This is a genomic window from Bradyrhizobium sp. (genome assembly GCF_035484855.1).
Taxonomy (GTDB): domain Bacteria; phylum Pseudomonadota; class Alphaproteobacteria; order Rhizobiales; family Xanthobacteraceae; genus Bradyrhizobium.
Genome location: NZ_DATHOP010000210.1, coordinates 23728 through 44631, shown reverse-complemented (window position 1 = coordinate 44631; position 20904 = coordinate 23728). Strand labels below are relative to the sequence as shown.

At 62.7% G+C, this 20904-nt stretch carries 21 protein-coding genes; 6 read left to right on the top strand and 15 right to left on the bottom strand.

Annotation, left to right across the window (positions count from 1 at the left end; translation table 11 throughout):
• Nucleotides 1-7 precede the first annotated feature (7 nt).
• The gene (locus VK804_RS24175; RefSeq protein ID WP_325374926.1) at nucleotides 8-1033 is read right to left on the bottom strand and encodes a hypothetical protein; all 1026 of its coding nucleotides are present in this window, start codon (nucleotides 1031-1033) and stop codon (nucleotides 8-10) included.
• A 258-nt stretch (nucleotides 1034-1291) separates the two neighbouring features.
• Here VK804_RS24175 and VK804_RS24170 point away from each other — a divergent pair, with 258 nt between their 5' ends.
• The 3 genes from VK804_RS24170 to VK804_RS24160 all read left to right on the top strand — a co-directional run bounded on the left by VK804_RS24170 (nucleotide 1292) and on the right by VK804_RS24160 (nucleotide 3277).
• Entirely contained in the window at nucleotides 1292-1663 is a 372-nt protein-coding gene (locus VK804_RS24170) for a cyclic nucleotide-binding domain-containing protein (RefSeq protein ID WP_325374924.1), read from the top strand.
• A complete protein-coding gene (locus tag VK804_RS24165; RefSeq protein ID WP_325374921.1) occupies nucleotides 1660-2472 on the top strand; it encodes an MBL fold metallo-hydrolase in 813 nt (270 codons plus the stop codon). Before VK804_RS24170 ends, VK804_RS24165 begins: the two co-directional genes overlap by 4 nt.
• 193 nt (nucleotides 2473-2665) lie before the next feature.
• Nucleotides 2666-3277, top strand: coding sequence for a glutathione S-transferase family protein (locus tag VK804_RS24160; RefSeq protein WP_325374919.1), 612 nt, complete (start codon nucleotides 2666-2668; stop codon nucleotides 3275-3277).
• Nucleotides 3278-3411: 134 nt separating this feature from the next.
• On the opposite strand, the gene VK804_RS24155 is transcribed toward VK804_RS24160, so the two are convergent.
• From VK804_RS24155 to VK804_RS24140, 4 genes are all read right to left on the bottom strand, one after another.
• A complete protein-coding gene (locus VK804_RS24155; RefSeq protein WP_325374917.1) occupies nucleotides 3412-3909 on the bottom strand; it encodes a TPM domain-containing protein in 498 nt (165 codons plus the stop codon).
• Between the two features lie 18 nt (nucleotides 3910-3927).
• Nucleotides 3928-4845, bottom strand: a complete 918-nt coding sequence (locus VK804_RS24150) for a YgcG family protein (RefSeq protein ID WP_325374915.1) — start codon at nucleotides 4843-4845, stop codon at nucleotides 3928-3930.
• Nucleotides 4846-4867: 22 nt separating this feature from the next.
• Nucleotides 4868-5470, bottom strand: coding sequence for a LemA family protein (locus tag VK804_RS24145; protein ID WP_325374913.1), 603 nt, complete (start codon nucleotides 5468-5470; stop codon nucleotides 4868-4870).
• Nucleotides 5471-5614: 144 nt separating this feature from the next.
• Nucleotides 5615-7942, bottom strand: coding sequence for a xanthine dehydrogenase family protein molybdopterin-binding subunit (locus VK804_RS24140; protein ID WP_325374911.1), 2328 nt, complete (start codon nucleotides 7940-7942; stop codon nucleotides 5615-5617).
• Between the two features lie 196 nt (nucleotides 7943-8138).
• On the opposite strand from VK804_RS24140, the gene VK804_RS24135 reads away from it, so the two are divergent.
• Nucleotides 8139-8972 carry a hypothetical protein gene (locus VK804_RS24135; protein ID WP_325374909.1) on the top strand — a complete coding sequence of 278 codons (834 nt, stop codon included), beginning with the start codon at nucleotides 8139-8141 and terminating at the stop codon, nucleotides 8970-8972.
• A gap of 49 nt (nucleotides 8973-9021) precedes the next feature.
• Here the strand turns inward: VK804_RS24135 and VK804_RS24130 are convergent, their stop codons facing one another.
• Nucleotides 9022-9897, bottom strand: a complete 876-nt coding sequence (locus VK804_RS24130; protein ID WP_325374907.1) for a dihydrodipicolinate synthase family protein — start codon at nucleotides 9895-9897, stop codon at nucleotides 9022-9024.
• A 337-nt stretch (nucleotides 9898-10234) separates the two neighbouring features.
• Here VK804_RS24130 and VK804_RS24125 point away from each other — a divergent pair, with 337 nt between their 5' ends.
• Nucleotides 10235-10762 carry a hypothetical protein gene (locus VK804_RS24125; protein WP_325374905.1) on the top strand — a complete coding sequence of 176 codons (528 nt, stop codon included), beginning with the start codon at nucleotides 10235-10237 and terminating at the stop codon, nucleotides 10760-10762.
• 13 nt (nucleotides 10763-10775) lie between these two features.
• Here VK804_RS24125 and VK804_RS24120 read toward each other — a convergent pair whose 3' ends face one another.
• Entirely contained in the window at nucleotides 10776-11945 is a 1170-nt protein-coding gene (locus tag VK804_RS24120) for a patatin-like phospholipase family protein (protein WP_325374903.1), read from the bottom strand.
• 421 nt (nucleotides 11946-12366) lie between these two features.
• On the opposite strand from VK804_RS24120, the gene VK804_RS24115 reads away from it, so the two are divergent.
• Nucleotides 12367-13179: a J domain-containing protein gene (locus VK804_RS24115; protein WP_325374902.1), complete on the top strand. Its 813-nt coding sequence runs from the start codon at nucleotides 12367-12369 to the stop codon at nucleotides 13177-13179.
• An 8-nt stretch (nucleotides 13180-13187) separates the two neighbouring features.
• On the opposite strand, the gene VK804_RS24110 is transcribed toward VK804_RS24115, so the two are convergent.
• The 8 genes from VK804_RS24110 to VK804_RS24075 all read right to left on the bottom strand — a co-directional run bounded on the left by VK804_RS24110 (nucleotide 13188) and on the right by VK804_RS24075 (nucleotide 20622).
• Entirely contained in the window at nucleotides 13188-14660 is a 1473-nt protein-coding gene (locus tag VK804_RS24110; RefSeq protein WP_325374900.1) for a GH1 family beta-glucosidase, read from the bottom strand.
• A 56-nt stretch (nucleotides 14661-14716) separates the two neighbouring features.
• Nucleotides 14717-15673, bottom strand: a complete 957-nt coding sequence (locus VK804_RS24105) for a glycoside hydrolase family 16 protein (RefSeq protein ID WP_325374898.1) — start codon at nucleotides 15671-15673, stop codon at nucleotides 14717-14719.
• A 143-nt stretch (nucleotides 15674-15816) separates the two neighbouring features.
• Nucleotides 15817-16611 (bottom strand): IclR family transcriptional regulator, encoded by a 795-nt coding sequence (locus VK804_RS24100; protein WP_325374896.1) that lies wholly within the window; start codon nucleotides 16609-16611, stop codon nucleotides 15817-15819.
• The gene (locus VK804_RS24095) at nucleotides 16604-17632 is read right to left on the bottom strand and encodes an LLM class flavin-dependent oxidoreductase (protein WP_325374894.1); all 1029 of its coding nucleotides are present in this window, start codon (nucleotides 17630-17632) and stop codon (nucleotides 16604-16606) included. The genes VK804_RS24100 and VK804_RS24095 overlap by 8 nt, the downstream gene beginning before the upstream one ends.
• A 53-nt stretch (nucleotides 17633-17685) precedes the next feature.
• Complete coding sequence (locus VK804_RS24090) at nucleotides 17686-18234, bottom strand: cupin domain-containing protein (RefSeq protein ID WP_325374892.1); 549 nt, start codon at nucleotides 18232-18234, stop codon at nucleotides 17686-17688.
• A gap of 34 nt (nucleotides 18235-18268) precedes the next feature.
• Nucleotides 18269-19270 (bottom strand): tripartite tricarboxylate transporter substrate binding protein, encoded by a 1002-nt coding sequence (locus tag VK804_RS24085; protein ID WP_325374890.1) that lies wholly within the window; start codon nucleotides 19268-19270, stop codon nucleotides 18269-18271.
• 123 nt (nucleotides 19271-19393) lie between these two features.
• Nucleotides 19394-20107, bottom strand: coding sequence for a hypothetical protein (locus VK804_RS24080; RefSeq protein WP_325374888.1), 714 nt, complete (start codon nucleotides 20105-20107; stop codon nucleotides 19394-19396).
• A gap of 263 nt (nucleotides 20108-20370) precedes the next feature.
• Nucleotides 20371-20622 (bottom strand): hypothetical protein, encoded by a 252-nt coding sequence (locus tag VK804_RS24075; protein WP_325374886.1) that lies wholly within the window; start codon nucleotides 20620-20622, stop codon nucleotides 20371-20373.
• Between the last annotated feature and the right edge of the window lie 282 nt (nucleotides 20623-20904).

Below are 20904 nucleotides of genomic sequence, written 5' to 3'. Positions count from 1 at the left end.
ACAGGCGTTAGCGCGCGACGATCAGGCCTTTGCTGGTCACGACGACCCAGTGTCCGTCCTGGCGCCGGACCGCGTCGATCCGGCCCAGTCCCGGGATCATGTCTCCGGCATAGACTTCGTAGGTCCCGCGCCGGCTTTCAATCAGCGCACCGCCATAACCGACGTCCCGCAGCACCCAGCCATCGATCGTCGGCAACCGGCCGACTTCGACTTTCGGCGCAGCGGTAGGCGCCGCCGCGGGAGGCGCGATCGATCCCGTGACTTCCTTCGGCGCGGCCGGCGCCGCGGCGACCGGCGCAGGCGCGGCCGGTGTGGCGGCAGCGACGACCGGAGCAGCCGTTGCGGGCTGGACGCGCAGCTTGTCCACGGCCTCGCTGAGCTTGGCGAGTTTGGCATTGGGCTCGGCTTGCGCCTTCTCGAGTTTGTCGAGCCGGTCACTGGTCTTGTTGTACTGGCTCATGCCCATCTTGGCGGTGTGCTCAACACTGACCTTCAGCGCCAGGACATCGGCATCGATCCGCGCGACCGAGGTTTCCAAGGTGCTATTGTTCGATGCTACCACGTTGCTGCCGAAGTAGCGTTCGATGCCTGAGGTCGCGAGCGCACCACCGATTGCGCCCGCCACGGTAGCCAGCGCAACCACCGCCGCCATGGCGCCGAAACGGCGCTTGCCGGATGATCCGGAACTCGGCTCGGCTTTCGACGCCGCCGCCTCCTCGCCGTGCCAGGCGCGCTCGCCGGGCGACATGATCATCAATTTGCCGGGCATCCGCGGCGCATCCGGTTCGGCCGCACCGGCTATGTCAGGTTTGGCCGGCTCAACCCTGAATGGCTCGGCCTTCGGCATGTTCATCTTGGGCAAATCCGGCTTCGGCGCCTCGTGGTCGGGCGCGATGGTGGGAGATTCGACCCCGGCTTCCAGGGCCGAAGCGATCACGGGCGTGTCTTTCCCGTCGACGGAACTGGAAGCCTCTGGCGCGGCACTGAGGGCACTGGTTTCAGTACTGCTCTGCTCGGCCTGTTGCTCGCTCACTTGCAAATCTCCAGTAAAGGTTGACCATTTGGTAACTTTTATTGCTTGCGAAATCGTTACCGGCGGCCGGCTTACGGAAATTTTAGGAACTCTTCGGGGCCGTTTTCGGCCCCTTGCGCGGCGCCGGCGCGGCAGCCGCGCGTGGACCGGTTCATGCTGCCCTGCGGCATCTAATACCATTGGCTGCCGAAGCGTCGTTTGCGCGGCCGTATTTCCCGACTAACATGACAAAATGACCAGCCAGAAGGCGGGCACCCCATGGCCATCGAAAAATGCATCAATGAATTTGATGTCGGCGACGTCATTTTCGAGGAAGGCTCGAGCGGGCGCGAGCTGTTCGTGGTGCTCGACGGCCTGGTCGAGATCGCCAAGGTCAGTGGTGCCAGCAAGACCGTGATCGTCACGCTCGGCAAGGGCGAATTCTTCGGCGAGATGGCCGTGATCGACGGCTCGTCGCGTTCGGCGACCGCGATCGCAGGCACAGCGAACACCCGCGTGATGCGCATCAATCATGCCCGCTTCGTCTATCTGGTCAGCCAGCAGCCGGCGTTCGCGCTGATGATCATGGACGCGCTATCGAAGCGCTTACGCGCCTCCAACGCCGTCACCTTCCGGGCGGCCAACCCATGAGCGACCGCAAACCGAGCCCGTTTCCGGTCCTGCTGAACAACGACATCTGTTCGTTGATCGAGGCGGCGAAGGACGTCTACCAGGTCCGTTTCAAGAACCGCGCCGCCAACGCTTATGTGGTGCGCGGCAAGTCCCGCACCGTCATGATCGACGTCGGGCTGTCGTCCAATTTCCCGGCATTGCGCGAATGCCTGCAGCATATCGACTGCCCGCCTGAAAAAATCGACATGGTGATCCTCAGCCACGAGCATCTCGACCACATCGGCGCCGCCTGGCATTTCGGCGGCCGTACCATCATCGCGGCGCACCGGCTCGCCGCCAACAAGATCATGCTGCGCGACGATTTTTCCATGCTGCGCAAGATGTTCAACGAGCCGAACGTGCCGATCAACGTCGATATCTGGCTGGAGGAGGGCAATCTGCTCGACCTCGGCAATTTCCGTCTCAACGTGATGTACACGCCGGGCCATACCTCGGCCTGCATCACCCTGTTCGACCAGGAACAGGGACTGCTGTTCGCGGCCGACACGCTGATGCCCGGCGGGGTGATGGGCGGGGTGTTCGGCTCGGGCAGCATCTCCGACTACATCCAGTCGCTGGAGCGGCTGAAGGGCCTGAATTCCAAAATCCTGCTGTCGGGCCATGGCCGGCTGTCCGACACGCCGCAGGAAGACGTCCGCATCGCCATCGCGCGCTCGCACGGGTTGCTGTCGGACACAGCCCAGCTGTTCGACGCGCTCGATGCGCGGCAGAATTTCGAGCCGATCATGCAATCGGTACGCGACCTCAACAAGCTCGACGACGCTTGATTCATGGCGTCATTCCGTCGGGTTTGACAAATGACCCGACGGTCTGCTCAAAGCATCGCCAAGACCGGGATGACTTTTCTTCGAGTAGTCATCCCGCTCTATCTTTTTGTTCGAGCATGATCTTTTCGGAAAACCGGTTCCCACTTTTCCGGATCATGCTCTAGGATGCCGAAATCATGATTGGGGGAAACCAATGAAACTCTACGATTCGATCGGGCCCAACCCACGCATTGTCCGCATGTTCATGGCGGAAAAGGGCATCGAAATGCCCAGGCAGACCGTCGACCTGCGCGGCGGCGAGAACCGGCAAGACGCACATCTCAAGCGCAATCCGCATGGTCAGATGCCGACGCTCGAGCTCGACGACGGCAGCTATCTGTCGGAGATCACCGCGATCTGCGAATATCTCGAGGAGAAGACGCCTGCGCCCGCGATGATCGGATCGACGCCGGAAGAGCGCGCCGAATGCCGGATGTGGACCCGGCGGGTCGACCTCAATATCGCCGAGCCGCTCGCCAACGGCTATCGCTTCGGCGAGGGCGCGAAATTTTTTGAAAAGCGGATTACGGTCGTGCCGGAAGCCTCACCCGGCCTGAAGAAGATCGCGGCCAACCGCCTGCAATGGCTGGACGGGCAGATGGCGGGCAACGCGCATCTGTGCGGCAAGCGCTTCACGCTGGCGGACATCCTGCTCTATTGCTGGATCGATTTCGGCAACCAGGTCGGCCAGCCGCTGGACCCGGCAAATACGAATATCGCGGCGTGGTTCGCGCGGGTTGGCGCGAGGCCGTCGGTGAAAGCGTAGGCGGCAACAAACTCCGCCGTCATCCTGAGGTGCGCGCTCTTGCGCGCCTCGAAGGATGAGACGCAGAGCACCTTAATCATCCTTCGAGGCTCGCCGAAGAGGCTCGCACCTCAGGATGACGGCGGTGGTTGGTGCTACATCACCACCGGCCTATCCGGCAGTTCATTCGGCCCTGCACCCTGCTTGGGAAAATACGCCGCCAGCTGGCGCGACACTGCCGCGATCCCCTTGATGACACCCGTTTCGAAGTTGCCCGCCTTGAAGTCGGCTTCCATCCCGGCGCAGATTTTCTGCCAGCGCTCGCGGCCGACGTTTGCGTCGATGCCGCGGTCGGCGACGATCTCGACCTTGCGGTCGGCGAGCAAGAGATAGATCAGCACACCGTTGTTATGAGCGGTGTCCCAGATCCGCAGATGCGCGAAAATATCCAGCGCGCGCTCGCGCGCCGACTGGTCGTGGAACAGCGGCGCGCCGTCGAGCGCGCCTTCGACCACGAAACGCACCTGGCCGGAATGGGTGGCCTCGCCGGCCTTGATCGCCTGCTCGATGTGGTCGAGCACCTCCGGCGTAAAGATCCGCCGCACCCGCCAGTGGTGCTCGATCAGATGCCTGCCGATCCGCCTGATATCCATCCCTGCCAGCTCCAGATTCTACCAGCTTCCAGACGCGCCGCCGCCGCCGAAACTGCCGCCCCCGCCCGAGAAACCGCTATCGCTGCTGCTCGAACTGCTGCCGCCGCTGCTCCAGCCGCCTCCGGAAGAGGAGCCGCCCGACCAGCCGCCGCCTCTGGCGCTGCTGCGCTGATAATTCTGGTTCGCCGCGGTGAGGACGTCGACAAAGAAGGTCAGCACGGAAATACCCCCGCCGATGAGGACCGCAAGCACGGTCGATCCCAGGAGATACCAGGCGAGCCCACCGATCACGCCGCCGGTTGCGACCGAACCGATCAACCTGCCAAGCGTGTGGCGCAGGATGCCCCCGACGGCGAAGGCGCCGAAGATAAAGAACGGATTGAGCGGATTGAAAAAGCCGATCCAGTTGTCGAAATCCCCGCCGTGCGACGCCTCCGGCGCGGGTGCCGGCAGCGGCTCGCCATCGATCACGCCGATGATCCGCGTTAGCCCGGCGGCAATTCCGCCGGCAAAATCGCCGCTCTTGAACCTCGGTGCGATCACCTCGTCGATGATGCGTCTTGAGGTAACGTCGGTGAGCGCGCCTTCGAGGCCGTAGCCGACCTCGATGCGAAGCTTGTGGTCGTCCTTGGCAATCACCAGCAGTGCGCCGTCGTCGATCTTCTTGCGCCCGATCTTCCAGGCCTCCGCAACCCGGATCGAATACTGCTCGATGGTCTCCGGCTGGGTCGTCGGCACGATCAGCACCGCAACCTGGCTGCCCTTGCGCGTTTGCAGGTCCTTCAGCCGTTGCGACTGCGTAGCGATGTCGTCGCTCGACAGGGTCCCTGTCAGGTCGACCACGCGGCCCGTGAGCGGCGGCACCGCGACGTCGGCGAACGCCGGAAGGGTCCAGCCCATCAGCAGCGCAAGCATGGCGGCTCTTGCAGCGTTCATCTCGGCCGATCCGGTTGTCGAACTACCTGGCCGGCGCCGGATTGAAGTCCACCTTCGGCGCGGTCGAGATTTCCTTCTCGTTGTCGACCGTGAAGTTGGCCTTTTCCTTGTAGCCGAACACCATCGCCGTCAGGTTGTTCGGGAAGGTTCGGATGCCGACATTGTAGTCCTGCACCGCCTTGATATAGCGGTTGCGCGCCACCGTGATGCGGTTTTCGGTACCCTCCAGCTGCGACATCAAATCGTGAAACAACGCGTCCGATTTGAGTTGCGGGTAGTTTTCGGTGACCACAAGCAATCGCGACAGCGCGCTGCTCAATTCGCCCTGGGCGGCCTGGAATTTCTGGAATGCTGCGGGATCGTTGACGAGCTCCGGGGTGGCCTGGATGCTGCCGACCTTGGCGCGCGCATTGGTGACGCCGAGCAGCACGTCCTTTTCCTGCTGCGCAAAACCCTTCACCGAATTGACCAGGTTGGGCACGAGGTCGGCGCGGCGCTGATACTGGTTCAGCACCTCCGACCAGGCCGACTTGACCTGCTCGTCATTGGTCTGGATCGCGTTGTAGCCGCAATTGGTCAGGCTCAAACTCGCCAGTGCCGCCAGCACGGTGAAAAATCTGCGCATCGAAGGCTCTCCATTGAAATCTGCCGCAAGCTAGCAGAACGATATTGCAATTACATCGTCATTCCGGGGCGCGCGTCGGCGCGAACCCGGAATCTCGAGATTCCGGGTTCGATGCTCCGCATCGCCCCGGAATGACGGAGGGTATTACACCCCCGCCGCCTTCGCGTCCCTGATCGCCTGCCAGACCTTTTGCGGCGTCAGCGGCGTGTGCAGCGTCTTGATGCCGAGTTCGGCGAGTGCGTCCATCACGCCATTGGCGATGCAGGGCGGGCCGCCGATGGCGCCGGATTCGCCACAGCCCTTGGCGCCCAGCGGATTGGTGCGGCACGGCGCGCTGCCATCGAGCGTGACCGCGATCGGCGGAATGTCGTCGGCGCGCGGAAGGCAGTAGTCCTGATAGCTCGCGGTCAGCAATTGTCCCTCGGCGTCGTAGGCCACGCCTTCGAACAGCGCCTGCCCGATGCCCTGCGCGACGCCGCCATGCACCTGTCCGGTCACCAGCATCGGATTGACGGCGACGCCGACATCGTCGACCGTGGTATAGCGCACCACCCGCGTGACGCCGGTCTCGGGATCGATCTCGACTTCGCAGATATGGGTGCCGTTGGGCCAGCTCGGGCCGTCGACTTCGCCGGTCGAGTCGACGGAAAGCCGCGCGCCCTTCTCCGCCCTGGCGATTTCGAACAGGTTGATCCGCTTGTCAGTGCCGACCACGGTGAGAAAACCGTCGCGATATTCGATGTCCTCCACGGAAGCCTCCAGCATGTGGGAGGCTTTCTCGCGCGCCTTCGCGATCAAATCGTTGGCGGATACCACGGCTGCGGTGCCGCCGACGAACAGCGAACGCGAGCCGACGCTGCCGAAGCCGATGGCGAGATCGGTATCGCCCTGCACGACGTCGATCCTGTCCATGGGGATGCCGAGCGATTGCGAGATCATCTGGGTGTAGGTGGTCTGCAGCCCCTGGCCCATCGCCATGGTGCCCGAATGCAGGACGACGCGGCCCTCGGCCGTGGCGTGCAGGCTGACGGTTTCAGTATGCACGCGGCCACCGGTCCATTCGATGTAGCTGGTCAGCCCGCGGCCGTAGAGCAGGCCCTTCTTTTTCGCCGCCTTCTTGCGTGCGCCAAAACCGTCCCAGTCCGCGAGCTTTGCGGCGCGCTCCATCATGTGCGCGAAAGCACCGCTGTCATAGACCTGGCCGACGGCGTTGGTGTAGGGCAGTTGCGCGGGCTTGATGTAGTTCACTTTCCGGATCGCGCGCGGATCCATGCCGAGCTGCCGTGCGGCGGCGTCCATCAGCCGCTCGACGATGAACACGCCCTCGGGGCGGCCCGCGCCGCGATAGGCGCCGACCGGCGCGGTATTGGTCATCACCGCCTTGACCTCGTAATGCACCAGCGGCAGGTCGTAGACGCCCGACTGCACGAACGGCCCGAGCACCAATGGAATGACGGTGCCGGCTCCCGAGACATAGGCGCCGGTGCCGCCGACCGAGCGCACCCGATAGGCCAGCACGCGGCCCTTGGCGTCGAGCGCGAATTCGCCGGTCGATGTCAGATCGCGGCCATGGGTGCCGCCGACGAATTCATCGGTGCGGTCGCCGCGCCAGCGCACCTTGCGGTTCAGTTTGGTCGCGGCATAGGCCACCAAGCCGTCTTCCGGATAGAGGCTGGTCTTTTGCCCAAAACCGCCGCCGATATCGCCGACCAGCACGCGGACGCTTTCCTTCGGCCGCTTCAGCACGGCTTCGGCGAGCAGATCGCGGGTCGAGCCCGGGGTCTGCGACTGCGTATGCAGGATCAGCCGGCCGGACTTCTTGTCGACCTCGGCAATACTCGAGCGCGGCTCCATGGCGGAGGGCGCCAGCCGTTGGCTGACCAGATCGAGCGATACCTTATGCGCCGCGTCGGCGAACGCGGCCTCGACGGCCGCGGCATCGCCATAGCTCATGGCGGCGAGGATATTGTCGGGGGCTTCCGCCCACACCGCGGGCGCGCCTGGTTTGGTGGCCTCGATCGGATCGACCACCGATGGCAAGACTTCGTATTCAACGGCGATCGCTTCCGCCGCGGTCTGCGCCGCGACCCGCGATGTCGCCACCACGGCTGCGACCGGCTCGCCGGCAAAGCGCACGATTTCGTGGGCGAGCAGCCGCCGCGGCGGCACCGTCATCGGCTTGCCGTCGGGGCGCATGAAGACCAGCAGCGTCGGCAGCGTGCCGATGTCGTCGGCGATCAGATCGGCGCCGGTGTAAACAGCGCTAACGCCCGGCATCCCGGAGGCGGGTTTAGTGTCGATCAACATGATTTTCGCATGCGCATGCGGCGAGCGCAGCACATGCAGCCACAGCGCGCCGTCGTCCGGCTTGTCGTCGATGAATTGCCCCTTGCCGGTGAGAAGTCTCTGGTCCTCTAGCCGCTTGACGGGCTGGCCCGCTCCGAAACGCAGGTTGCCGGGAAGAATATTCATCAGTTTGTCCTTCGAGTCTTTTGTTTGGTCACTGCGTTCTAGCCGAAAGGCAAGCGCCGGGCCAACCCGCGTTTTGCGAATGGTGACTGGAATTAGAACCGCTGAGACAGGTTGCACGGCTTGCTCACCGCACTTCTCGGATGTAGCTTGATGTATTGCAAATCGATCGTACTGCGCCAGTGAAACGGGGGAAGATATGCTTCAGATCAAAATAGGTATTACCGATACGACCGGAAAAGTTGACCCGGAAGTGATGGTGGCTGCCGCCGCGGCAATCAACATTCAGGTCACCAGAGACCTTCCGCAGTTTTGGAGTGTAAGCGCCAGCGTTGCCTATCTCCCAGACCACACAAAGATTCCGCAAGGCGTGTGGCCGGTGCAGATCGTCAAGACGTTGCCTCCGACCGAAGGTGGATTCCATTTCACCCAGAACAATCAGCCATACGCGAAAGTGATCGGCACGCCGGGGAGCAATGAGTGGACCCTGGACGCTAGCCACGAGACGCTTGAAATGCTGATCGATCCTTCCGGAAATCGGCTGCAGACTTCCACCGCCATCGCAATCGCAGATAATAAAATCGTCGATGGCACCGGCCAATTCGAATATTTGGTCGAGGCGTGTGACCCATGTGAGGCCGATGTTTTCAGTTACCAGATTAGCGGCATAGCCGTTTCAGATTTCATTACACCTCACTTCTATGAGCCCTATCCGCTGCCGGGGACGAGATACAGTTTCACGGGCGCGCTCACGGCGCCAAGGCAGATTCTCGACGGTGGTTACATTAGCTGGACCAATCCCGAGACCGCCGAAATTCAGCAATTGCAGAACTTCGGCGGCAAGCCCATCGTCAAGAACCTGGGGAGCGCCAGTGGCGCCAACCTCAGAGCATTTGTCGACTCGCGTACGCGCATTAAGGTGCCCGGACCCAAAGCATCGCCCAAATTGCTGCAAAAAAAGGCCCGTCTGGACGACGCCTACACCAAGGCCCTCGAGGCCGCGACCATCGCAAGGTCGAAACACTATGTCTGACACCGTTCCGAACAGGTGAGCACGAGGCCATTGAACACATAGTCGCGGGTTACACAATTTCCCGCAGCACCATCGCGACCACCCTGCGCTCTTCCGGCGAGAGCGCCGGCTGCGGGGCGATGGGATCGCCGACGTCATAGCCCTGGATTGCAAGGCCTGCCTTGATGCAGGCCGCGAGATTGTAGCGCGCAAACGCCTCGTTCAGCCGCCACAGTTTTCGTTGCAGCACAAGCGCGTCGTCCCAGCGCGCGGCCTTGCAGAGATCGTAGAGCTCCACGCTCTGCCGTGGAATGAGGCAGGCCGGCCCTGCCATCCACCCAACCCCGCCGATCAGCATCACCGCGGCCGGGATGTGCGCGGAGGCCGAAAACACGCGGATGGCGTCGCCGCAGCGGTTGATGATCGACAACAGCCGCCCGGTATTGGTGGAGGCATCCTTGATGTATTGGATGCGCGGATGGCTGGCGAGCCGCGCGATCACCTCCAGCGTCAGGTCGGAGCGCTGAAAATTCGGATTGGTGTAGATCACCACGGGAATATCGACCGCATCCGCGATGGCGCGGAAATAGGCCTCGATTTGCGCGTCGGCCAGCGGAAAATAGGCTTCGAGAATGGCGAGAATCCCATCGGCGCCGAGCTTCTGGTAGGCCCTGGCCTGCGCGACCGCATCCAGCGTCGAGGTCGAGGCGACGCCGGCCACCACCGGTACTCGACCTTTCGCGGCCTCGATCGTGGTGCGCACCACGGCAGTGCGCTGCGCGTTGCTGAGGTAGGCGAACTCGCCGGTCGAGCCGAGCGGCGTCAACCCGTGCACGCCCGCGCCGATGAGATCCTCGCACAGACGGCCGAGCACGTCATCGCGGGTTTGCCCCGACGCATCGACGGGCGAGACCAGATAGGGAAAGACGCCGTGGAAATCAGTCATGGCGCCCGCCGACACGTACGTCGATCGGCGCGACCGATCATGCAACGACGAATGCAATTCGACAGTTGAGACAACATCAATAATTTCCGCATCTGCAAAGCACGCCGGAATCGGCATGACCCGCACCGCCGGGATGGAACAGGGCCGACCCTGATTCATTATCAGACAAATGGCGTGGTGCGGGCGGGTTTTCCCCGCCGCCCGCGCCACGCGATCCTGCCGAACGGGTAGCCGCTGGACCAAAATGGGATCAGACTGGCTCGAAGCGAGACCCTCAAGGTGCCCCATGTCGAACGAAAATGCGCCTCCGCGCCAAGTCTTCCTCTTCAGCGGGCACATGATCGATGCCCCCGGACGCAAGGAGCCGCGTTTCCCGGCGGACAAGGAGGACGTTGCCAAAGCCGCGATCGAGGCAACGCTCACGAAAGCCGGCGCGGAAGCCGGCGATCTGGCGATTTGCGGCGGCGCATGCGGCGGCGACCTGATTTTTGCGGAAGCCTGCCTCGCGCGCGGAATGAGACTCGAACTCTACATCGCGTTCGACGAACCGACCTTCCTTGCAGAGTCCGTTGATTTTGCCGGCGCCGATTGGCACGAGCGTTACCTGGCGGCGAAATCGCGCGCTACACTGCGCATACTGCCGGTCGAGCTTGGTCCTGTGCCGGCCAGCGACAATCCTTACGAGCACAACAATCTGTGGATGCTGGACGCCGCTGCGCGCTTTGGACCGGAAAAGATCGTCTTCATCTGCCTCTGGAACGGCCAGGGCGGCGACGGTCCCGGCGGAACGCGTCACTTCATGGAAGAAGCCGGCCGCAAGACCGAAAAGATCTACTGGCTGGATACGCGCAAGCTCTGGGGCTGACGGCGATGGCCCGTCACGGCTTGAACGTTGCGAGATTGAAGTGCTCGGCCTTCACCCGTTGCGCCGCGGCTTTTCCAACCCTTTGCAGGCTATCGAGCGCATCGATCGAGTCCATCTTCTGGACGCTGGCCGGCTCGATGTCGTCGCAGCCGAGCGCCTTGAGGCCTTCGGGCGTGAGTTCCGCGTTGTAGCGGACGAAGCGGAACAGCTTGTTGTCGAGCGGCCCGCGCGACGGCATCATGGTGTCGATTTCGCGGTCGAGCAGCGGACCGCAAACGCAATCGCCAAACACCCGGCAGAGGAAATCCTGTTCGTTCAGCGCCGCATACATCAGCGCCGAGGGAATCGTGGTGGCGTTGAACAGCAGGTTCATCTCGTCCGGCTTCAGGCTGTAGTTTTCGCCGGCGCTGGTCCCGGTGCCGACCGACACGATCAGCATGTCGTCAACGCCGGTTTTCCAGCCGCGACTTTCGGGCGGCGCGTCGATCCAATAGCGATCGACGGTCGCCATCAGGAACATCTGAAACGTCGGATTATTGTACATGGTGACGCCGCCATCGACGAAGATGAAGGACTTGCCGCCGCAGTCGATCACCTCCGGCGGGAAATAGGTCGGCGCCGCCGTGCTGGCACGGACCAGCTGCCACAGCGGGAAATTCAGGTTGCTGGCGGCTTTATAAGCCGCGTTGTTGTACTTGGCGAACGGATTGTTCGAGATCGGCCAGGGCGAGTCGGTGGTGGCGTTGCGCATCACCAGAAGCAGCAGGGTTTCGATCTCGGGCGCGCCGAGCGGGGTCGCCGCGCCAAACACCTCCTGGAGCTGCAGGGCAAGCGGCTCGCTCTTGTACTGATACTTCAGCCGGCGAATGATGCTGGCCTTGTCGAACATCTCCTTGCCGTGGTTGAGATAGAAGCCGAGGATATCCTTCACCGACATCCCGATCGAGATTCCGGCGGCGATGATTCCGCCGGTGCTGGTGCCGGCCACATAGTCGAAATAGTCGGCGAGCCGGTAGTCCGGCCGCCCGCTTTCCGCGATCAGCAATTTCTCGATTTCGGCCAGGATTTGCAGCGAGAGCACGCCGCGGATACCCCCTCCGTCAATCGCGAGCAGCTTGCGGGGCCCCTTGCGCGCGAGTCGGCTATGCAAATCAACGCGGCGCTCCGGCGTACGACCTACCATTGTGCTTCTCCCAATGTTTTGAAATTCAAGCCAAATCCACGGTTAACGCCGGCGGCCGCATCACACCGAGCCAATCGAGCCGCCGATTTGCAGTCATTACTTTGCGGGAATATCGCTTCGGAGCTAAACACGCTGTGGTGGTGTTTTCAAGAATTGTCTCTCGATGACCAGATGTCTTTTTTGCAAGTTGACCTGTCGCGACGAGGCAGCTTGCCCAGCAGGTTCCTGGACGCACATGCGCATCCCAACTGCGCCTTACCGGCGCCATAGACCGTGCCGGTTTGTGGCTCGGGGCGACATTTTTCCGCCGCACTGGATCAACAATATCCACAGCCAGTTGAGTTCAATTTGTATGCGTGCTCCAGCGTAAATTCGCGGCGGGAATTTCGGACGGGGGACGAATCTCGCAGCGAGAGCGACGATGCAGACGCTTTACGATTTGCTCGGGGCGCTTCCGGACGACGACGCCGAAGCTCTCAGGGCCGCGTTCCGCAGGGCCGTCAAGGGCGCCCACCCCGACATCAGGCCCGGCGATCCGGACGCGGCGCGGAGATTCCGGGAAATCGTCCGCGCCAACGAAATCCTCAGCGATGCCGAGCAGCGCGCGGTCTACGACGACCTGCTGGACCTCGCACGCCAGGAGCAGGATCAGACATTCAGATACGCCATCGCCGCCAGGATTCAGAGGCTGGCCTCCGGGGCGTTCGCCTTCGCCGGAGGTTCGGCTTTGACCGTCGCAGGCTATTTGCTGTTCATGCAGATGTCGGCGGCATCGGTCGATCCGGCCAACCATATCGACGTCGCCATGCGCGTATCGCCCGGGATCGCCACCGTCGGCCAAGCTGGGCCAACGGAGACCAAGGGCGACAGCGCATCGTCTGCGAAGCCGCAAGGTTCAGGCTCATCCGGCGAGACGGTCGTCGCAAACATCGCCATGCCAACCGCGGTTGAGAGCACTCCGTCGGCCGATTTCGGCCCGTCTTCCACCCAGGCCTCGAGCGCGGCGGTATGCCTGCGGGCCTACGGCGACGGCGACCTCAACGCGTTCGCCGACATCGCGCCGGAAAAACGGGTCGAAAAGGCGAGCCATGCCAGATCGGCGCCGCCGATGATCCGGAAGCCGCACTACGATCAGGCCGCGATCGCGCCTCGGGTACTTCCGTTGCCGCGACCGCGAACGGCGGCGCAGGATCCGTCGCGACAGGAGGGATTCGCCGCCCTGCGATGGCGCTGAAATCCCCTCTATACGCCTATCGCGTTCCGGGCGACGACATCGCGATAGAATGAGACGCTGAGCTTCGGCGTGCGGATTTCCGTGTCGAAATCCACGTGGTACAGGCCGAAGCGTTTTTCAAATCCGAATATCCACTCGAAATTGTCCATCAGGCTCCACAGGAAATAGCCGCGGACCGGCACGCCCTCGGAGGTGGCGCGCTGCAGCTGCGTCAGATAGTTGCGCAGATACATGATGCGATCGAGGTCGCTGACCTTGCCGTCGGCGGCCGGCACATCGGTGGACGACGTGCCGTTCTCGCTGATGTAGATGGTATCGATGTTCCAGATTTTTGCCGCCAGTCGCGGTACCCAATAAATCGTCTCGGGGCCGACCCGCAGCCACTCGGAATTCATGTGCGGAAACGAAGCCGGAAACGGCAGCACGGAAAATCCCGGCGCATGGTCGGACGCGACCACGTAAAATTGCGGCGCGTAGATGTTGAGGCCGACGAAATCGATCGGGGAGGAGATGATCTTCAGCTCCTCGGCGGTGAAGGTCGGGGCATCCTTGCCGGAATAGGCGAGAAATCCCTCGGTGTACTTGCCCTCCAGGATCACGCCGAGAAAGCCTGCGTTCAATTCGCGCGTCGCGATCTCGGCGGCGCGGATGTTTTTCGGCGTATCGATTGCCGGTACGCAGGCCGCGATGTTCTCGGCCGGACCGACCCTGGTGCCCGCGCGTCCCCGCGCCCGGATCGCCTGCACGGCGAGCCCGTGGCCCAACGCAACGTAATGGTGGACCTGGTTCAGTTCGCGCAGCGGTAGCTTGAGGCCGGGAGCATCGATGTTCCAGCCATAACCGAAATTCACGAACCTTCCGGGTTCGTTGACCGTGAAGATATTCTTCACCCGATCGGTGAGCCGCTCCGCGACGTAACCGGCGTAGTCTCCGAACGCTTTGGAGGTTTCGCTGGATTGCCAGCCGCCGACGCGATCCTGCAGCGATTGCGGCAAGTCCCAATGATACAGCGTCGCATAGGGCTCGATGCCGTTGCGCAGCAGCTCGTCAATCAGGCGATCGTAGAAATCGAGGCCCTTGGGGTTGGGCGCCCCGCTGCCTTCGGGAAACACCCGCGGCCATGCGATCGAAAAGCGATAGGCCTTGACGCCGAGCTCTTTTACCAGGCCGACGTCTTCCTTGTAGAGGTGATAGTGATCGTTGGCGCGATCGGCCGTGCTGTGATCGGCGATCCTGCCCGGCGTGTGGGCGAAGGTGTCCCAGATCGAACGGCCGCGGCCGTCTTCGGCGACCGCGCCCTCGATCTGGTAGGCCGAGGTCGCCGTGCCCCACAGAAAGCCGTCCGGAAAACTGGCCGGCGCATGGCGGTCGGGCAAAGCTTTTGGTCCGCCCTCCTCCGACTTCGCCCGCGTCGCCGCCATTCCAAGCGCGGCAGACCCCGCGAGCTTCGCAAACGCCCGACGCGAGAATTTTCCGAACATCGAGTTCTCCCGTCAGGCTGGCTTCCTGGCCACGGCGCTGCAGGCGCCGACAATAACTAGTATGAATCGATTTGATAAGCCGAAACCCGGTCGATCTGGAATTCCACCACATCAGGAGATTTGGCGTCGACGAATCCTACGCCGCCAAAACGCTTGGCGCCCATCGCCAGGTTCACGATCATGTACATCGGGTCACCGAATCCGGCCGGAGCCTTGATATCCAGCACCGGTTTGCGATCGATATAGTAGACCACGCGATCCCGCTGCCACAGCGCACCGTAATCGTGGAAGTCCATCCAGGCGTTCGCGACCGAAAAATCCATGCCGCAGTCTTGCACGAAGCCGGTGACCGGAACCCGCCAATGCGTCGTCATCACGATGTCGCCGGGCCGTTGCCCGCGGCCTTCCATCGCATCGATTTCCGGCGGCCAGCCGCCGTCATTGGCGAGCAGCCAGAACGCCGGCCACACGCCGACGCCCAGTGGAATCTTGGCGCGGATCTCGAAATATCCGTATTTCTGCGAAAACGATTTCTGGGTGGTCAGGATGCCCGACACATATTCATTGTTGAACAACAGCGCTTTGAGCGTGGGCGGCGTCCGGCTGGCGACGATCGAGAGAATTCCGTTGCGAACGATGAATGGATCGAGCCCGAGCGGAGTTGACGCCATTCCTCTGTAGCGCGGATCGACATAGATCTGCTGTTCGCCGTTGTATTTGGACTTGCGCTCGAGTTCCGATCCTTCTCCCCCCGCATAGTCCGCTTCCGGCAACTCAACCCTGCCGGTGTAATGCGTCTCCCATTTTCCGCTCGACAGCGGATGTTCGTCGAAATCATCGTGGAAGGTCCGGTGCAAGGACAAGGGCGCGAGCGGAGGTGCATCCGGCGTGTCGATGCGGCGGCACTGGTCGCCGAGCAGGTCGCTGGTAACGAGCAGCGAAAGCCGTAACGGGGCGGTCGTGAGATTCTCCTGCGCAAAGGCTGGCGCGAGAGTGGCGAGACAACCGATCATGACCAGCGCTCTCGGTGTCAATGTACCCATCCTCGATTGGCGGCAGGATCGATGGACAGCCCGCATCGCAACTATCCCGCGCGCCCCTTCGTCTTGTCATTTGACAAAACAGTGATCGGTGCGGGCGACGGCCACAGTCGGCGCTATTTCCTGCGCACCGGAAATCCCATTTGCGCCGAGAGTTCTTGGCTCAGTGCCAACATCCGGGTAGCGACTGCGCCGGTCATTTCGGCGTGGAAGCGCGGCGCCATGCCGAGCGCGGTCACGGCGACGACGACCTGCCCGTCGGAGGCGAAAATCGGCACCGACAGCGCGTTGAGACCGCTGCGGCGGGCGCCCAGCGAGTTCGCGATTCCCCGCGCGCGTATTTTCGCATATTCGCTGTAGACGCGTTCGACCTGTTCGGCGACCGGCATTTGGCGCTCCGCCAACTCGCTTCGCACCAGCGGCTCGGTGATCTCGCGCGGAAGATAGGCGGCCAACAGCTTCGCGGTCGCCGACGTCGTGATGCCGAGTTGGATGCCCGGCTTCAGGCGGATGGAGAATTCCGGGCTGGATTCGAACCAGTTGACGAAGGTGATGCCGTTGCCGACCCATTGGGCGACGCCGACCACCTCGCCGATCTCCCGGCTGAACTGGGCAAGCCGCGCCTCGATCTGCGACACCACGTCATTGTCGCGGGTCACGACCTGACCGACCTGGTACGCCAGCAGGCCGAAATCATAGCGGCCGCCGTTGCGCCGGACCAGGCCGCAGCGGATCATGCTGACCAGATAGCGGTGGAGCTTGGCCGAGGCAATTCCGGTCGCGGTCTCGATATCCTTCAGCCGCGCCGGCCGCTCGCATCTGAGCAGGGCTTGCAGGATCGTGCCGGCGACCTCGACCGCGTCGATGCCCTGAGGGGAGGCCGTACGATCTGTCGTATCGGCGTCAGGCATAGGCCGGCTCGGCGGTGAATTCGGGCATCACTTTCGCCGTGAACAGCGCGAGCGAATGAACCGACTCCTCGTGCGTGAGATCGCCGAACGCAAACCGCGTCAGCACGTAGTTGACGCCGGAGATGCCGATTTCGCGCTTGAGACCTTCGCACACCTCCTCCGGCGTGCCGACGACGACGATGCCGGCCTTCACGGCGGCCGCAAAATCCTCCGGGATCGGATAGCTCGCCAGCGGATTGCCGTGCTTGCGCCACAGCAGCATCAAATTGCCGTACCAGACGCCAAAGGCGCGCTTGCCAATTTCGTACGCCTCCTTGCTGGTCTCGCCGATCATCAGATGGCGGCCGAGCCCCATCATCGGCAATTTGGCGCCGCTCGCGCCATTGACCTGCTGCCATTCCTGCCGATAGCGATCGGTGATCGCGCGGATCGGCGTGGACGGCCCATTGCAGACGATGTTGATGCTGTTTTGCGCGGCCCATGGCACCGCGTTGGGATGGGACATGCCGTACCAGATCGGGGGATGGGGTTTTTGCACGCATTCCATGGCGACCGGCACGTTCTTCAACTGGAACACCTCGCCCTCGAAATTGATTTCGCGGGACTGCAGGCCCTGCAGGATGATCTGATAGGCCTCGGTGTAAACCTTCGACGAGCGCTGCGCATCCACCCCGAAATAGCCGATCTCGTAAGGCGAGGCGCCGCGGCCGACGCCGAGTTCGAGGCGGCCGTTGCTCATCTGGTCGAGCATGCAGATTTCCTCGAGAACCCGCAAAGGATGGGTCACGCTGAGGATGTAGACCAGCGGCCCAAAGCGCAGGCGTCTGGTGCGCTGGGCGACGGCTGCCAGCAGGATACTCGGCGAGGCCGCCATGCCAAGCGGCGTCGCATGGTGCTCGGCGATATGATAGGCGTGGAAGCCGCTGCGGTCGTAAATCTCGGCAAGCTTGAGCCGGCTTTCATAGAGTTCCGCAAGGCTCGAATTGCCGCGATCGACGTGGTCGAAAACTCCGAATTTCATGTCTCTACTTCCTGTTGAAGGAGGCGCCTGTCGCCTATTGATGCAAGTGGTGCTCAACCCTTTTTGGCGAGCGGATCGTTGGCATCGATCAGGATGAACGCGATCCTGCAGAAGTCCGAGGACCGGTTGACCCAGGCGTGGTTGGTGGCCTGCTGGATGACGATATCGCCGGCCTTGAGATGGACTTCCGAATCGTCCAGCAGCATGTCGATCTCGCCGGACAGCACGATGCCGTAGTCGACGCTCTTGGTGCGGTGCATGTAGGCATGCCGGCTCGGCGCGCCGGCCGAGCCCGCATGATCGACGCCCATGGCTTGCCGCAGCGCGCTGCCGTCCATCCGGTCGACCTCGGAGGTAACCGGTGGAAAGTCGACGATGCGCAGGATCGTGCCGCTCGGTGGCGGCGCCACCGCGATGGTGCGGTCGGCCCGGTCGATGCGCAGATCGACATTGGCCGGCGTCTCGTCGGTGACCCACAGCAAGGTCGAGACGAAGCCGGCACCTTCGCGAACTTTCACATTGGGCGCTGGCCCGTCGCTTTCAATGATCGCCTTGCCGCTGTCGTCGTGGCCGGTGACCACACGGCGTGTTGCATGATTCATGAGATCGATCCTGGTTGACGGGAAAACTTGGAGATCATTCGACGGCGCCTGAAAGTTTTATCACCGGCTTCCAGCGCTGGTATTCGTCGCGCACGAAGGCCGCGGTTTGGTCCGGCGACAAGGGCGACATCGTCTCCATCAGCGCGTTGCGCAGGGCTTCGGTGAATCGCGGCGTGGCCTCAACGTCGGCCACCTGCGCGGCGATGCGGGCCACGACCGCTTTCGGCATGCCGTGCGGTCCGGCAATCATGATCCAGCCCGACCAGTCGAAGCCCGGCACGGTTGCCGCAATCGGCGGCACGCCTTCGATCAGGTCGGTCTGCCTGGCCATCGAGGTGCCGAGCGCCTGCAACTCGCCGCTCTTGATGTGAGAAACCGCCTGCGAGCCGTCGAGGAAGGCCATGTCGACCCGCCCGGCGAGCAGATCCGGCACCGCCTCGACGCTGCCCTTGTAGGGCACGTGGGTGATGTCGAGGCCGAGCTGCTGTTTCAACAGCTCCATGAAGATGTGATGCGGCGTGCCGATCCCGGCAGAGGCATAGCGATACTTGCCGGGATTTCGCTTCACCTCATCGATCCACTCGCGCATGGTCTTGGCCGGGAATGACGACCGCACCACCAGAAAAAAGTTCGTCGCGCCGAGGCGTGCGATCGGCGTGAAGTCGTTGATCGGATTGACGCCGGTTTTGGGATTGAGCTGGGGCGCGATGCTGAGCGTGGTGACGGTCGGAATCAGCAGCGTGTAGCCGTCAGGCTCGGCGTTCGCGACCACCTTGGCGCCGAGCAGCGTGCTTGCGCCCGCGCGATTTTCGACCACGACCGGTTTGCCCAACTGCGTCTGCAATTGCTCACCGATCAACCGGCCGAGCGTGTCAGGAATTGAGCCGGCCGGATAGGGAACGACGATCCGAATCGGAAACGACGGATAGTTCGCGGCGGTGTCCTGGGCTTGTGCACGGCCAGCGAATGGGATGCCGCCACAAATCTGCAACGCGCAGGCCGCCGCGAGCGCGGCGACCGCCAAGCCCTTCCTCATCCGATCCTCCCAAGATTACGCTATGCGTAATTTATTCCTTAGGGGACCATAGAAGGCTGGCCGGGCTTTGCTGTCAAGCGAGGGAGCCGCTTCGGATCGAATTCGACAATGTCCCGGTCTCGGTCATTCGTTCCCGACGTCGGGTCGGCCGAACAAGCCCGGCATCCTGAACAGATCGAAATGCTGCTCTTGCGGCGCGGGTACGACCTGCTCGGGGTCCTCCACAACCTCGAGCCTCCGCGGTCTCATTCTGGCAACGGTCGTGTCGCTGGTCGCATCTCTCGGCTTTCGCTCGGCGTACCGTTTCGACCGCTCGGGCTTCCGCTCCGATGTCTTCCTCTGCTCGTCTTCCCTGGGTTCCGTTTGCTTGGCTTGCTCGGCCGGTTGTCTCACCTGTTCGGCCGGTTGCACTGGGCCCGGTTCCTTCGCGCGTTCAGCTTCCCTCTGCGGATTCGGCTTCGTCGGCTCCGTACCAGCCGTCGGAGTTGCGACGGGCTGAGTCGCGGCAGGCTGAGCGGCCGGAGTCTGCGCCACCGGGGGCTGTGCCACCGGAGGCTGATCGGCGTTAACAGCAGGCGTCTGCGCAGCAGGCGCTTGGCCGGTATTGACGGCCGTTGTCTGCGCCGCTGGCGGAGCGGCATTTTCGGGAGCGCTCGCAACTTGCTGCGCGGGCGCCGGCTGCGGTTCCGATCGCGCGACCCGCTCCATTTTTGTCAGTGACGAGGGATTTTCCTTCATCGCCGTATTGGTCAACAACACCCCGCCGCCGAAACCGAAGGCCAAAGCACCGACGACGGTTCCAACGCCCAAGAGATATGAGTACAAAGAGAACGGCATGATCTTTCCTCCGCTTCTAACCAAGCGAACGCACGGATCGCGGCGGAAGTTCCTGGAGGAGTATTTTTGCTGGAAGCGGGAACCATGATGCCCGCTCCAACAGGAACACCATCATTCTATTGGCCTTCAGTAGCCACGCGACCGCAATGGACGACCGATTGCAAACGTTCCCGCGGGTGGTTCTCACGAAAAGGAGCGCACGTCAGATTCTTTTCAGGCAAGCGATGGCCCGGAGCGCTTGCGCCGGGCCATCTCGCGATCGATCACCAGTATTGCCGCCAGCCGTGATTCCATCCGCCGTAGTAAACCGGCGCGCCGTAATACACAGGGCCGTAATAGCCATAGCCGGCCCCGTTAGCATAAGCGTCCGCCGCCACACCGGCGGCAACGGCAGCGGCGGCGAGACCGATGCCGGCGCGGGCGCCCACGTGCAAACCTCGCGCCTCGGCAGGCGCGCTGACGGCGGCGGCCGCAAGTGCGGCAACCATCGCAACAATGAGAGCTGTCTTCTTCATCTGTCGTTCCTTTCTGTCGATCGCCTGCCAACAGAGAAATTCTGGTGACCGCGATAGAGGGAGTCGTTCGTGCCGACCAATACGGTGGAGGCTACGAACTTCGAGCGACAGATTCTGTGCGCGGTGTCACACTGGACCCGGGGGCGCATTGTCGAGAAGCCTGGACGAGACGGCTTGGCGCAATGAAAACGCTCACGATCGATGGCGATGCGCGCCCGCCGCTCTCACTTCGGCCGGTTGAAATCAGGAGATTGCTGTTCCGCGAATCAACACACAACGCTA

Bases quoted from the DNA above. Each gene is read 5' to 3' on its own strand.
- VK804_RS24110 (WP_325374900.1), bottom strand. From the start codon at position 14,660: ATGTTCGGAAAATTCTCGCGTCGGGCGTTTGCGAAGCTCGCGGGGTCT.
- VK804_RS24075 (WP_325374886.1), bottom strand. From the start codon at position 20,622: ATGAAGAAGACAGCTCTCATTGTTGCGATGGTTGCCGCACTTGCGGCC.
- VK804_RS24100 (WP_325374896.1), bottom strand. From the start codon at position 16,611: ATGCCTGACGCCGATACGACAGATCGTACGGCCTCCCCTCAGGGCATC.
- VK804_RS24130 (WP_325374907.1), bottom strand. From the start codon at position 9,897: ATGACTGATTTCCACGGCGTCTTTCCCTATCTGGTCTCGCCCGTCGAT.
- VK804_RS24120 (WP_325374903.1), bottom strand. From the start codon at position 11,945: ATGGTAGGTCGTACGCCGGAGCGCCGCGTTGATTTGCATAGCCGACTC.
- VK804_RS24080 (WP_325374888.1), bottom strand. From the start codon at position 20,107: ATGCCGTTCTCTTTGTACTCATATCTCTTGGGCGTTGGAACCGTCGTC.
- VK804_RS24125 (WP_325374905.1), top strand. From the start codon at position 10,235: ATGATCGATGCCCCCGGACGCAAGGAGCCGCGTTTCCCGGCGGACAAG.
- VK804_RS24105 (WP_325374898.1), bottom strand. From the start codon at position 15,673: ATGATCGGTTGTCTCGCCACTCTCGCGCCAGCCTTTGCGCAGGAGAAT.
- VK804_RS24155 (WP_325374917.1), bottom strand. From the start codon at position 3,909: ATGGATATCAGGCGGATCGGCAGGCATCTGATCGAGCACCACTGGCGG.
- VK804_RS24165 (WP_325374921.1), top strand. From the start codon at position 1,660: ATGAGCGACCGCAAACCGAGCCCGTTTCCGGTCCTGCTGAACAACGAC.
- VK804_RS24160 (WP_325374919.1), top strand. From the start codon at position 2,666: ATGAAACTCTACGATTCGATCGGGCCCAACCCACGCATTGTCCGCATG.
- VK804_RS24140 (WP_325374911.1), bottom strand. From the start codon at position 7,942: ATGAATATTCTTCCCGGCAACCTGCGTTTCGGAGCGGGCCAGCCCGTC.
- VK804_RS24090 (WP_325374892.1), bottom strand. From the start codon at position 18,234: ATGAATCATGCAACACGCCGTGTGGTCACCGGCCACGACGACAGCGGC.
- VK804_RS24145 (WP_325374913.1), bottom strand. From the start codon at position 5,470: ATGCGCAGATTTTTCACCGTGCTGGCGGCACTGGCGAGTTTGAGCCTG.
- VK804_RS24170 (WP_325374924.1), top strand. From the start codon at position 1,292: ATGGCCATCGAAAAATGCATCAATGAATTTGATGTCGGCGACGTCATT.
- VK804_RS24150 (WP_325374915.1), bottom strand. From the start codon at position 4,845: ATGAACGCTGCAAGAGCCGCCATGCTTGCGCTGCTGATGGGCTGGACC.
- VK804_RS24135 (WP_325374909.1), top strand. From the start codon at position 8,139: ATGCTTCAGATCAAAATAGGTATTACCGATACGACCGGAAAAGTTGAC.
- VK804_RS24085 (WP_325374890.1), bottom strand. From the start codon at position 19,270: ATGAGGAAGGGCTTGGCGGTCGCCGCGCTCGCGGCGGCCTGCGCGTTG.
- VK804_RS24115 (WP_325374902.1), top strand. From the start codon at position 12,367: ATGCAGACGCTTTACGATTTGCTCGGGGCGCTTCCGGACGACGACGCC.
- VK804_RS24095 (WP_325374894.1), bottom strand. From the start codon at position 17,632: ATGAAATTCGGAGTTTTCGACCACGTCGATCGCGGCAATTCGAGCCTT.